This is a genomic window from Rhizobium sp. P2_G2, assembly GCF_056403555.1.
Genome location: NZ_JBFUFF010000013.1, coordinates 115237 through 127016 on the forward strand (window position 1 = coordinate 115237; position 11780 = coordinate 127016).

Annotated in this window: 15 protein-coding genes, 1 tRNA gene and 1 pseudogene; 12 read left to right on the plus strand and 5 right to left on the minus strand. The window is 59.1% G+C overall.

The genetic code is table 11. The features are described 5' to 3' along the window. Positions 1-73: 73 nt before the first annotated feature. The 6 genes from infA to AC1D06_RS13190 all read left to right on the plus strand — a co-directional run bounded on the left by infA (position 74) and on the right by AC1D06_RS13190 (position 2140). Positions 74-292 carry a translation initiation factor IF-1 gene (gene infA, locus AC1D06_RS13165; RefSeq protein WP_004117876.1) on the plus strand — a complete coding sequence of 73 codons (219 nt, stop codon included), beginning with the start codon at positions 74-76 and terminating at the stop codon, positions 290-292. Between the two features lie 30 nt (positions 293-322). Continuing rightward, positions 323-946, plus strand: coding sequence for a Maf-like protein (locus AC1D06_RS13170; protein WP_477986567.1), 624 nt, complete (start codon positions 323-325; stop codon positions 944-946). Then, positions 925-1155: a DNA gyrase inhibitor YacG gene (yacG, locus tag AC1D06_RS13175; RefSeq protein ID WP_477986568.1), complete on the plus strand. Its 231-nt coding sequence runs from the start codon at positions 925-927 to the stop codon at positions 1153-1155. The genes AC1D06_RS13170 and yacG overlap by 22 nt, the downstream gene beginning before the upstream one ends. 144 nt (positions 1156-1299) lie before the next feature. Further along, positions 1300-1375, plus strand: a tRNA-Phe gene (locus tag AC1D06_RS13180). 239 nt (positions 1376-1614) lie between these two features. Further along, positions 1615-1818, plus strand: coding sequence for a hypothetical protein (locus tag AC1D06_RS13185; RefSeq protein ID WP_477880821.1), 204 nt, complete (start codon positions 1615-1617; stop codon positions 1816-1818). Positions 1819-1906: 88 nt separating this feature from the next. Beyond that, on the plus strand, positions 1907-2140 hold the full coding sequence (locus tag AC1D06_RS13190; protein WP_477986580.1) for a hypothetical protein: 234 nt from the start codon (positions 1907-1909) through the stop codon (positions 2138-2140). A gap of 82 nt (positions 2141-2222) precedes the next feature. Here the strand turns inward: AC1D06_RS13190 and AC1D06_RS13195 are convergent. The 4 genes and pseudogenes from AC1D06_RS13195 to AC1D06_RS13210 form a co-directional block, all read right to left on the minus strand. Continuing rightward, a pseudogene (locus AC1D06_RS13195) lies at positions 2223-2504 on the minus strand (type IIL restriction-modification enzyme MmeI); the annotation flags it as partial. Between the two features lie 267 nt (positions 2505-2771). Beyond that, positions 2772-3254 carry a nucleoside deaminase gene (locus AC1D06_RS13200; RefSeq protein ID WP_477880820.1) on the minus strand — a complete coding sequence of 161 codons (483 nt, stop codon included), beginning with the start codon at positions 3252-3254 and terminating at the stop codon, positions 2772-2774. 410 nt (positions 3255-3664) lie between these two features. Beyond that, positions 3665-4033, minus strand: a complete 369-nt coding sequence (locus AC1D06_RS13205; RefSeq protein WP_477986569.1) for a type II toxin-antitoxin system RelE/ParE family toxin — start codon at positions 4031-4033, stop codon at positions 3665-3667. Continuing rightward, positions 4033-4290 carry a ribbon-helix-helix domain-containing protein gene (locus AC1D06_RS13210; RefSeq protein WP_477986570.1) on the minus strand — a complete coding sequence of 86 codons (258 nt, stop codon included), beginning with the start codon at positions 4288-4290 and terminating at the stop codon, positions 4033-4035. The genes AC1D06_RS13205 and AC1D06_RS13210 overlap by 1 nt, the downstream gene beginning before the upstream one ends. A gap of 553 nt (positions 4291-4843) precedes the next feature. Between AC1D06_RS13210 and AC1D06_RS13215 the strand changes: the two genes are divergently transcribed. From AC1D06_RS13215 to AC1D06_RS13230, 4 genes are read left to right on the plus strand one after another with little or no spacing between them, the layout of a single operon-like run. Beyond that, positions 4844-6109: a toxic anion resistance protein gene (locus AC1D06_RS13215; protein ID WP_477986571.1), complete on the plus strand. Its 1266-nt coding sequence runs from the start codon at positions 4844-4846 to the stop codon at positions 6107-6109. Next, positions 6106-6498, plus strand: a complete 393-nt coding sequence (locus tag AC1D06_RS13220) for a hypothetical protein (protein WP_477986573.1) — start codon at positions 6106-6108, stop codon at positions 6496-6498. The genes AC1D06_RS13215 and AC1D06_RS13220 overlap by 4 nt, the downstream gene beginning before the upstream one ends. Positions 6499-6508: 10 nt before the next feature. Then, positions 6509-7480: a heavy metal-binding domain-containing protein gene (locus tag AC1D06_RS13225; RefSeq protein WP_477986574.1), complete on the plus strand. Its 972-nt coding sequence runs from the start codon at positions 6509-6511 to the stop codon at positions 7478-7480. Positions 7481-7482: 2 nt separating this feature from the next. Continuing rightward, a complete protein-coding gene (locus tag AC1D06_RS13230) occupies positions 7483-8298 on the plus strand; it encodes a heavy metal-binding domain-containing protein (RefSeq protein WP_477986575.1) in 816 nt (271 codons plus the stop codon). Positions 8299-9065: 767 nt separating this feature from the next. Here AC1D06_RS13230 and AC1D06_RS13235 read toward each other — a convergent pair. Further along, positions 9066-9953 (minus strand): LysR family transcriptional regulator, encoded by an 888-nt coding sequence (locus tag AC1D06_RS13235; RefSeq protein WP_477986579.1) that lies wholly within the window; start codon positions 9951-9953, stop codon positions 9066-9068. Between the two features lie 155 nt (positions 9954-10108). On the opposite strand from AC1D06_RS13235, the gene AC1D06_RS13240 reads away from it, so the two are divergent. Together AC1D06_RS13240 and AC1D06_RS13245 are read left to right on the plus strand one after the other, a co-directional pair. After that, on the plus strand, positions 10109-10984 hold the full coding sequence (locus AC1D06_RS13240) for a 3-hydroxybutyryl-CoA dehydrogenase (RefSeq protein ID WP_477986576.1): 876 nt from the start codon (positions 10109-10111) through the stop codon (positions 10982-10984). 16 nt (positions 10985-11000) lie between these two features. Beyond that, on the plus strand, positions 11001-11753 hold the full coding sequence (locus AC1D06_RS13245; RefSeq protein WP_477986577.1) for an electron transfer flavoprotein subunit beta/FixA family protein: 753 nt from the start codon (positions 11001-11003) through the stop codon (positions 11751-11753). The last annotated feature ends 27 nt before the right edge of the window (positions 11754-11780 follow it).

Here is an 11780-nt window from a genome sequence, read left to right on the forward strand (position 1 = left end):
CTTGTGTAGTTTCCGCGCCAATTCAGGGAGCCGCTCGGCATCCCTTCAAAACATCTAGGAAGACATCGCGTATATGCCGAAAGAAGAAGTTCTGGAATTTCCGGGAGTGGTGACCGAATTGTTGCCGAATGCCACCTTCCGCGTGAAGCTGGAAAACGAGCACGAGATCATCGCCCATACCGCAGGCCGCATGCGCAAGAACCGCATCCGTGTTCTCGCCGGCGACAAGGTGCTGGTCGAGATGACGCCCTATGACCTGACCAAGGGCCGCATCACCTATCGCTTCAAGTAATCCACGCCCAGAACTCGCGGGATAGCGGACGTGTTGACACAACGGCTGATATTGGCATCCGGCTCGCCGCGCCGCCTCGATCTCCTGGCCCAGGCCGGCATCCAGCCCGATAAGCTCATGCCGATGGATCTCGACGAGACGCCGCGGCGCGCCGAGCATCCGCGCTCGCTCGCCCGCCGTCTGGCGAGCGAAAAGGCCGAGGCTGCCTTCCAGCAGGTCCGCCTCGATCCGCAATGGGCCGGCAGCTACATTCTCTCCGCCGATACCGTGGTCGCCGTCGGCCGCCGCATTCTCGGCAAACCCGAATATCTGGAAGAGGCATCCGCGGCACTGCACCTGCTCTCCGGCCGCAGCCACTGGGTCTATACCGGCATCGCCCTGATGACGCCCTCGAGCCAGGCGCGCATCAAGGTGGTCGAAACCAAGGTGCGCTTCAAGCGTTTGACGACGATGGAACTGCGCGCCTATCTCGATTCCGGCGAGTGGCGCGGCAAGGCCGGCGGTTACGGTATCCAGGGCTTTGCCGGCACCTTCGTGCAGAAGCTCGTCGGCTCCTACACAGCCGTCGTCGGCCTGCCGCTCTATGAGACGGTCAACCTGCTGGTCGGGGAGGGATTCGAGTTCCACGAAAAATGGAAGGAGGGTGCCCTGTGACCGCCTCCAACGTCGCGCCTTTGCGCAAGACACGCCCCTGTCCCGAATGTGAGCGTCCCTCGACACGCGAAAGCTACCCTTTCTGTTCCGAGCGCTGCCGCAACCTCGATCTCTCCCGCTGGCTCTCCGGCTCTTACGCCATTCCCGTCTCCGAAGACGAGACCAAAGCCGATGACGAGAACGCTCCGCAGCCCAGCGATTGCGACTGAAAATTCTTATTTTTCATGGCCTTGTGAGAAACTGAAAAAAATCTGTCACAGGGCTTGCACCTCTCCGGCAAGATGCTATAACCCCGCTCGCTTCCGGGGCGAACCATTCCCCGGCAGGTCTGGAAAGGGCCTGAAAGCAAAGATGCCCAGGTAGCTCAGTTGGTAGAGCAGCGGATTGAAAATCCGCGTGTCGGTGGTTCAATTCCGCCCCTGGGCACCATAATAAACCCCGAGATTTACACCACTTTGCGCCGATCCTGAGCTCTCGATTTCAGGTTTTCATGTCGCGTTCATGTTGCAACTGAGTTTCCGAGATTTCCAGCGGTTTCAAACTGTGCTCGGCAAATCCACGCGACATGGATGCAACATGGATAACGCGACAAAGGGCGAATGCTTGCGTCTTGACTGCCGCTCTGACAGGTTGCAGCCGAGAAGTCATGTGGGCTTAAGGATGGGCAAATGAAGCCGATATATCTCTACCTTGTGGCCGCTGTGGTCGGGTTATCCGTCGGCTACCTGGCGTATGAGTCGGCGCCAATCGCAATAGGCGCCTTCGCTGCAGCTGTGGCGATGAACCAGTTCGACACACTCATCAAGGTTGCCGGTTTGAAGCGCGATCTTGAGGAACTGAGGGCGCGAACTGCGACGAGTCAGAACCCCTGATAAGAACGTCATTTATCACCCGCTTCGCCCTCGCCAAAGGGTGATCGCTTGCGTTATGTGCTCCCGCCATACAACGCCGGACGCTCGCGTGACCGAGAAAGCTACGATCAGACAATCTGACCTCAACCGCATGGCGATGACCGCCAAGAAGCACGGTGTCGTCGTCGAGATCGAGATCAATGGAATGATTGTCCGGGTTAAACCCGAAACGGAGGTGTCGCAGTTGAAGGCGGCCCCTCGCCACGATACAAGCAGCCTCGAGGCTTGGCGCAACCGACACAAAACTCACGATCAGTTCGGGAAGAAGCTGAAGGCGAAATGATAACGAGGATTGGACGACCGTTACATGACGCAACGTCGACCCGCAGAGAGTTAGCCGGCGCGTCCGATACAGAACGCTGGCGGCTTTGCTTTGCCTCAAGAATAAAATGCCCACGTTTGTATAGGTCGATCCGCCCCACTTCTGGCCTGTTGTCTGCCATTTGACGCTCGACGCGGCGTTCGAAGACATAATCATTCAGTTCATGGGAGGCGCTGGCGGGGTCGGGATGCGCCACCCCAAGGACATCACAAAGCTCAGTCAAGAAAAGAGAATAATTCGCTCGTTCTTGCCCGCCTTCTCGATCTGACCAGCGCGCAACAAAATCAGAGATACTTAAAGAATTATTACCTTGTGCTTCCCTCATGAAATTATTGTGTGGAAAACACGTAAATTCTTACTTAAAGCGTGTGCGGTTTTCTAATTCGCTCGCTTTCGGCGAGCAGGCGGCGACCCTGGTCGAATTGGCGTTTCGAATAACTGCCTTGCCGTTCCCGGTGTCTGGCGTTCGAATCCTCTCAGCTGCCGAACTACGAAAGATCGGGTTCTCCGGCTCCGATCCCATCATGAAGCGTCAAAGACCGCCTACCCGTGGAGGATTTTTATGGGCATCTATTGCGGCTAGTATCCGATGCTAGACCATCCCACGTCGCTTGGCATGCAGCGCTCGCACCTTTTCTGAAAGTTCTGGCGCCGGCCCATCCACAATGGCTCTGGTCAGGATCTTCTCGATCGCGACACGGCGAACCGGCGATTCGGCAACGCCCATTTCCGCCCGCCATTGGCCGAGCTGTTCCGACGAGCTGGCATAGACGATGCGGCCGAGCCCGACCCAGCCGTGCGCCGCCGCGCACATCGGGCAATGTTCGCCCGAGGTGTAGACCGTGGCCCGCGCCCGCGCCTCGGGCGCCAAGTGTTCGGCCGCCCAGCGTGCCAGGGTGAATTCCGGATGCTGCGTTCCGTCTCCCGATGTGTGGATACGGTTGCGATCCTCTGCAAGCACGCTTCCGTCGGCGTCGACCAGCACGGAGCCGAACGGTTCGTCGCCGGCGTCCACGGCTTCACTTGCGAGTTCGACGCAGCGGTAGAGATGCTTGAGGTCGGTATTCGTTATCATGGGCGCGTACCTTTCGTGGCTGGCTTGTGGAGCTGCGGGCGCCCATTGTCGAAGCTCTTGGCTCCATTTTTCCAGCCAGCGATGMCTCGGGCAATTTCACGTATGGCGGACTTCGGGCCTGAGGAGCCAACGAGCACGATGGTTGCGTCGCCGCCGACAAACAGGCCGTMGGGCATTTTGAGCAGGCGCGCCGCGGACTGCCCCACCATGTYGAAGACGCGCGCTATATCCTCKTCGCGCGCGAGCTGTACGATATTGGCATAGAAATTGGCCRTGCGCWGGAGCCGCATTGAGACTAGGTGCTGATCCCTGCYGACATCAAGATCGCCTTCGGAGGCGACGGCGCGTGAGCGCCATAGTCTTCGTGAACCGCTGTCCTGCGTTCGCTTTCGGCCGGGATTACTTGTTCATCACTCCCGTCGAGGATGTCCCATCAGGGCTTCATATTCTCTGTCAGTCAATCGTTCGATCGCCTGCACCTGTGTGGGAATATCCATTCGCTCGTGCAGCACGGCGGCAMTGACGAACGTTGCTTCGTCTACAACCATATAGACGGCGTAGTGGTGCTCGATCTTGTGAAGCCGGAACAGAGAATTGCCAACCCGCTCATCTTTTTTCCGGCTCGCTCGCGCGTATGCTTCCGGGATGGAATCGAAACCTGCCCGCAGCAGGCGTCCATATATCTTGGCTTGTTCAGGGGACCATTTCCGCGCGGTTTCGCGAACGGCGAGACGATAATTGTCGACGGCAGTCGGCAAGATCAAAACGCAAGGAGCCACTACCGCAGCTCTTCATCCAGTTCGGCATCGACGGCATCGAGGGCGGACAATGGCAGCATCTCTCCGCGACGAAACTCATCTTTCGCTCGCAACAGAGAGCGGATCGCATACCGGCGATCCTCTTCGCGTTCCATATCCGCTCGAATAAGGGCGCGCACATATTCGCTTGGAGTTGTGTACTGGTTCTTTCCATTGGCGCGCATATCGACGAACGCGCGCATTTCGTCGGGTAAACTTACATGCAGGCTGCTGGTCATGACCACGCCCTCCTTTTCAGACTCTTAGAGCGCTTTGCATTCTGATGGAATCAGAACCGCGCTCTAAGCTTTTGTTCTTGSATGTCGTTATCCCGAAACCGCTTYACCCTTTCGGGCGACATGCTCTARGCGGATTGTTCCGCACGCAAGCAGCGATGTCAATATTTGACATTCTGGTGCCCTGAAAACGGCAAACTGATCCGAACGGAGGGATCGGCAATGGCCCGGCGGTTTGGGTCCGGATGCAGGCGGCTTATGACACCTGTAACGCCGAATGTGAGATCGAAGTGTCTGGTGTCCGGACGCTGACGGCGGCGTGAGATWCGGACTCGCAGACGTGCYRACGYCGCCGATCCGAGCTCCCCCTGCGACCGGTTGACACATGTCTTTCGGCTTAAAACCCCCTTTCTCGCCAACGATATGAGAATTTTGCAAGGGCGTTGGCCGTTCAAGGTTGATATATGTCTGCTGTATCGGCCGGCCCCGATCGTCTCGCAAGCGGCAAGCGAGATGGCCAGCAAAGTGGGCGAGCCGTTCTTGGGAGGGATGATTGATGGCTGAAGAACCTGAATCCAAACCGCTTGATCTTTCCGCATTCGACTACGGCAGCGAAGACGTCGCCAGGCCCTCTTCCGTGTTGTCACAGTCCCAAAGTCTGGAGCCCCTGCAAGGCAGTGCGCCCGCCCCCGGGCTCGAGCCGCAACGGACGCCGTCGCGCCTGGTCGAGATCGACAATCTGAGCAACGACGATYTTGCTGTTGCTCAGCGTTCGGCGAGCAATGTCGATTTCCGGAAAACTGCGACCCTGCTGGCGCATGGTGACAACGTGCTGGCGGATATCGCCCAGGCCTCGCGCCAGTTGCTGGCGGGCGTGCGCCTCGGTGATGCAGGCGAAGTGGGCCGTATTGCTGCCGCGGTGATCGATGGCGTCAAGATCCTGCGCATCGAAGATCTCCAGGCGGAATCGGCATCGGGCCAGGCGGCGCCACGCAAGGGGCTGTTCGCCAAGCTGCTCGGCACCGTTGCCGATGCGCATACCGCCTTCAAGGGCTTTCAGGAAAATCGCAAGCAGTTCCTGACATTGATGGATGAGGAGCAGGCACGAGCCCGGCGGATCAAGGCCGATCTGGCTGTTGCCATCGAGCTTCTGGACCAGCAGGCCGCCGCCATCAAGAAGAGCCTGAATGGCCTCAAGCTGGAAATCGCCGGCGGACAAATCGCCCTCGATCGCGGCCAGGAAGAACTCGAAGCGTTGCGGCTCAACGCCATTAAGTCCGGCGATCCGGCCGATGCCGCGGACGTCATGGAATTTCGCAATGCGCTGGCCAATTTTCGCGGCAAGATCGCCGAGATGCGTGAAAACCTGGTTGGCTCAGCGTTGCTCATCCCGATCATCGGCCAGAACCGCAAGGCGGCAGAGACACGCCTGATGAAGATTTCCAACGGCATGCTGGTGGTCATCCCGCGGCTGATGGCCGTGGCGTCACAGGCCGTGGTGCAGGTCGATATTCGCCGCGCGGCGGATGAGGCGGAAAAGCTGGACGAYGCGGCCCGCCAGATCACCATGCTGGCTTCGAARGGCGCACACGATGCCGCCGTCAGCGCGGCGCGTTCGCTGGGCGGMGACCAGCGCAATATCGACGTTCTGGCCCAGGTCGCCGACGAAACCATACGGACCATGAATGAGGTCATCGATATCGAACGCGAAGTGGCCGCCGGCGACCGCGACCGCGAGGCCAAGCTCGCCGAGATCCGCGACAAGCTCGCCGTYGGCATGCGCGGCATCAGCCACCGCGTATTGGAGAACCCTGCCAAATGAACGACATGGGCAAGAATATCGATTTCGACATTCAAACAGCCTGGCTGCGGCGCTTCAAGGACGATGCCGAGAGCAATCTGCAAGCCTTCGCCTTACGCCTGAAGGAAGCGATGCCGGACCATGTGACGGTTCTGGAAACCAAGCCGTTTCTGTTTGGCTCGGCCAAGATCACCGGCGTCAGCATCGTGATCGGCGAGCGGAAATACACGCTGGAAATCGTCAAGGGTCAGCTCCGGGCGAATGTGGCGATGGTGGTGCGCGACATCACGCTCAATACAAAGAGCCTCGATCCCGCAGAGTGGTTCCGGCAGCTTGCCGACGAGACGCAGAAAGCCACCGATCACGCCAAAAATCTCAGCCAATCCCTGTCGTCCTTCATGTCGTCATAGGAGCGCCTCGATGGGCCTGTTCGACATCTTCAAGAAATCCGATCCAGAGGCCAAGGCGCAACAGGCTGCCGCAGAGGCCCGTTACGAGCAGACCGTCACCGCACTCAGCAACGGTCGCCTGCCGGCCCACCTCATCGACCGCCTGAAAAACAGCCGTGAAGGCACGGTGCCGTGGACGGCGACCATGACGCCGTCGGAACTGCTGATCATGCGGTCGCACGGCATCAAGCCCGTTGCCGCAGTTTCGGCCACCTGCTGGCTGCATTACGGCTGGTCCTGGACGGAAGGGCATATGCAGGGGTGGGACGCGGCGATTGAAAGGCTGCAGGCAGAAGCCAAGGCTGCCGGCGCCAACGCCGTCGTCGATGTCAAGATGCGCACCGTGCCCTTGAACATCGAAGCCAGCATGGATTTCACGCTCATCGGCACTGCCGTCAAAATCGATGGCCTTCCCCCGAGCGAAAACCCGATCGTCGCCACCGTGCCGGCACTGGAATTCGTCAAATTGCTGGACGCCAGCATCGTTCCGACCGGTATTGCGGTGGGCGCACACTATGAGTGGCTCAACGACTGGCGCGGACGCACCAACCTGGCATTCGCCGGCAACCTTGAGTCCAAGCCGCTGTCGACGCTTTGGGAAACGGTGCGCCGAAGTGCCCATGCGCAGTTGCGGCGGCGACTGGAAAAATCCGGCGGCGGCGCATTGGCGCACGTCAATTTCAGCCAGATGTTCGAGGTCGAAGACAGTAACGATACCAAGAAATACCTTGCCCGCCACATCGTGGTCGCAACCACGGTGGATGTGCCCGCCGAACCGCACCTCGATTTTCGATCGAAGACCGGCGCGCGCCTGCGGCTGGCAGACGCAATGCCGCTCGAGTTCGCMATGGCCGTCGACCTGAAGGGCGAAGGCACGCCGCTCAAAGGCCGGTCCCGCCACCATCAATCCTATTCAACCTATGAAGACGAGGGAGCCATCTGACCATGACAAGCGCACTTCCCGCCCATGCCGTCGAGCGGCTGAAAGGCCTCAGAACCTCAGCACACTCGACCGGGGTGTTCACATCGGATTTCAGCGTCAACGAATTCCTGCTGGTGCGCAAAGCCGGCTTTGAGCCGATCGGRCTYTGCGTCGGCAGTTGCGTCTATCATGTCGGCATCCAGTATGGCTCCTGGAGCCAGAAYCAGGAACTGACCGTGCTTTCGAAAGCCATGTATCATGCCCGCGAACTGGCGATGGCACGCATGAGCGCCGAGGCAACGGCCATGGGCGCGGATGGCATCGTGGGCGTCAAACTGACCATCAAGCGGATGGAGTGGGACGAGCACATACTGGAATTCATCGCCATAGGCACAGGTGTCGTCCATGCCGCGGGACATCAAGGGTTCCGTGCCCATGATGGCGGCCCATTCACCTCCGATCTCTCGGGCCAGGATTTCTGGTCGCTGCTGCATGCCGGATATCGCCCGGTGGARCTGGTGATGGGGTCCTGCGTCTATCACGTCGCCCATCGCGGCATGTTMCAGACGATGAAARCCGCCGGCAGCAATGTCGAATTGGAAAACTATACKGCTGCGATGTACGAAGCCCGGGAAATCGCCATCGAGCGCATGCAGGCCGAAGCCTCCGCCGCGAAAGCCGAGGGCGTCGTCGGCCTTGAAATCCATGAAGGCAGCCATGGCTGGCAGACCCATGTGATCGAGTTTTTCGCCGTGGGCACCGCCGTCCTGCCGCTCGGCGAGGAAATCGCACCGGAAAAGATCGCCGATCCGATCATGGTGCTCTCTGTAAACGACTAGAAGTGGTGCCTCAACAGGTAGTCCTCGGATAGGGCGAGGCGACTGATGGGTGGCTTTGCGTTTAGGCTGCCGTGCGGACGATCAGTGGAACACGCAGTCTTCGCCCCGCAGCCCTTCTAGCACGATGCGGAATTTATCCCTCGCCGAGTGGTGCTTGTGCGTGGCGCGGCGGATGTCTTTGATCGTCTTCTAGGCCGACGATGCCTGCGGCCCGGATTTTTGTCTCATCTTCGCTTCCTTTGAATGAGCTACGATGAGCCGAAAATCCTCTCTTCTCAATCAAACCAGTTCTGTCTCAAGGATGCTGATCCGGGACAGATGGAAATATCCCGTCAAACTGGGTCAGTTCTCAGTGGCAATCAACAGTGATGCCTCTGGTTGCGTCAGACTCGAGCGGCTTCACTGGGCAGGAGTACCTTGGACTGTATCCGGTAACCGAGGAACTGCCCTCTACCTCACATGTCAAGAGGCCGTATGTGACGAAGGGCAAAGGGTCTCGTACCCACATTGAGCTAGGGGCATTTCGCGACGGTCAGACCATGTTTGGCAGCTACTAGACCCTATGCAACTAAACTGGGAGACGGATCAGAACCTTATCTAAATCAAGAGAGGGGCCGACGGTTCGATTCCACTCAACTGCACCATGCGTGGAAGCGTCATTCTAAACCTCTCTAGTGTGTGTCAAATCGTACGCGAACCCGAGCCAGATGCAGATGTAGCGACTTCGCTGCATTGCGGTTCGTCTAACTCTGACCGACGTGGCCGCACTAGGATGAGACCTCCGTAGCAAGCCAGGTGCGGAATGCCTCCAGCGGCGGATAGTTGGGCCGCGACCGGGGCCAGACCAGCCAATAGGCGCCTGTACCAGGAACCGACCGCTTCAGAAGCGGCACAAGGCGCTTCTCCTCTACCTCGATATCAGCGAGATAGTCGGGGAGGAGTGCTACTCCAAGCCCCGAAATGGCCGCTTGAGTCATAGTCGCGAATTGGTCGAGCAACATTCCCGTCACGCTCGGCGAGTCAGCCCCCTGCGCGGCAAACCAAGTTTTCCATGCATTCGATCTTGTCTCCAACTGCAACAGTGGGAGATCCAGCATGTCATGAACAGTGTGAACCGGGTGTTCTGCCAAGAGTGTCGGAGAAATACACGCAGTCAAAGCCTCTTCGAAGAGTTTCATGTGCCCTGCGTCGCGCCAATCGTCCATTCCGAAATGAATTGCTGCGTCAAACCCTTCGGCGGCAAAATTGAATCGCTTGAGGCGTGTTGCGAGGTTAATTGTTACGCCTGGATTTCTGGTGAGAAACTTGCCGAGCCTCGGCGCCAGCCACCGTGTGCCGAAGGCGGGGAGGATTGCGAGCGACAAGGCTCCGCCCCCAGGATTGGCTGAGAACTCCATGCTTCCGCGTTGAATAAGGTCGAGCGCCCGGGTCACATCTCGCCCGTAGGCCAGGGCAGCTTCCGTTGGAATGAGCCTCAGCCTATGGCGCTCGAAGAGCGGTCTCCCGAGCTGTTGTTCCAGGTTCTGGATGAGGCGGCTGACCGTGCTTTGCGTCAGATTGACCTCTCGCGCTGCCGCCGAGATGGAACTGGTTCGCAGGACGGCCTCGAAGGCGGACAACAGGCTGAGGGATGGAAGAAACCGGCGCGGGCGCATCTCAATCCATGTATTGAATGAATGGATATAGCGCAAAATACGGTTATTTCCTCAGGCGATCAATCGCTATCTACATGGGGTACCGCTCTGCATCCCAAGTCGTTCTCAGTCGTGCGGGCGGCGGGCATTCGAAAAGGCCAGGGGAAGGATAAGAGATGACGATCCAAACTGTTGGGGTGGTCGGCGCCGGTCAAATGGGCAGCGGGATCGCCCATGTGCTCGCGCTTAGCGGATACGATGTCACGCTGATGGACGTTCAAGCGGATGGGCTCGAGGCGGCGCTGCAGAAAATCGGCGAGAATATGCAGCGTCAGGTGACGCGGGGAGTGATCGCCGACGACGAAAGGGCGCGCGCTCTCGAACGTATCCGCACGACGGTGAATCTGCCCGAACTCGGTACGCGCGATCTCATCATCGAGGCGGCGACTGAGATTGAGGCGGTCAAGCTGAAGATATTCGGCGAGCTTGCCCAGCACCTAAAGCCGGAAACGATCCTGACGTCGAATACATCGTCAATTTCGATCACGCGGCTCGCGGGGCGGACCGAGCGGCCAGCGCAATTCATGGGGCTGCATTTCATGAATCCGGTTCCAGTCATGCAGCTCGTCGAGTTGATCCGCGGGATCGCGACAAGCAGCGAGACCTTCGAAGCCGTCAGCGCGGTCGTTCAACGGCTCGGCAAGACCGCGGTGGTGGCGGAGGATTTTCCAGCATTTATTGTCAACCGGCTCCTGATCCCGATGATCAATGAAGCGGTCTATACGCTCTATGAAGGCGTCGGCTCCGTCATTGACATCGACCTGAGCATGAAGCTCGGTGCGCATCACCCGATGGGACCGCTGGAACTTGCCGACTTCATCGGTCTCGATACCTGCCTCGCGATCATGAATGTACTTCATGAGGGGCTCGCCGATACCAAGTACCGGCCTTGCCCGCTGCTGGTTAGATATGTCGAAGCGGGATGGCTTGGCCGGAAGACCGGACGGGGCTTCTACGACTATCGCGGCGAAGTGCCGCTACCAACGCGTTGACCACGAGGAGGCCTCCATGAAAATTCTCGTGACCGTGAAGCGTGTCGTTGACTACAACGTGAAGATCCGCGTGAAGGCGGATGGATCGGGCGTTGAGCTTGCCAATGTGAAGATGTCGATGAACCCGTTCGACGAGATTTCGGTCGAGGAAGCACTGCGCCTGAAGGAAGCCGGCAAGGCGGAAGAAGTGGTGGTGGTGTCGGTCGGTCCGGCCAAGGCGGAAGAAACGCTGCGCACCGCGCTGGCCATGGGTGCCGACCGGGCGATCCTGGTGGAAACCGATCAGGAGATCGTCGAGCCGCTGGCCGTCGCCAAGCTGGTCAAGGGCGTGGTCGAGGCGGAACAGCCCGGCTTGGTGATTGTCGGCAAGCAGGCGATCGATGACGATTCCAACCAGACCGGCCAGATGCTCTCGGCGCTTCTGGGCTGGGCGCAGGCGACGTTTGCTTCCAAGGTCGAGATCCTGGGTGCCGACAGCGCCAACATCACCCGTGAAGTCGATGGCGGCCTGCAGACGATTGCAGTGAAACTGCCGGCGGTGATCACCTCGGACCTGCGTTTGAACGAGCCGCGCTATGCCTCGCTGCCCAACATCATGAAGGCGAAGAAGATGCCGCTCGACAAGAAGACTCCGGCAGACCTGGGCGTTGACATTTCGCCGCGCCTGAAGGTCCTCAAGACCGAGGAGCCGTCGGGCCGCAAGGCGGGCGTCAAGGTGAAGTCGGTAGCCGAGTTGGTGTCCAGCTTGAAAAGCGCCGGCGTGATTTGAAGCCAAGCAACGAGACCACGATAGAGA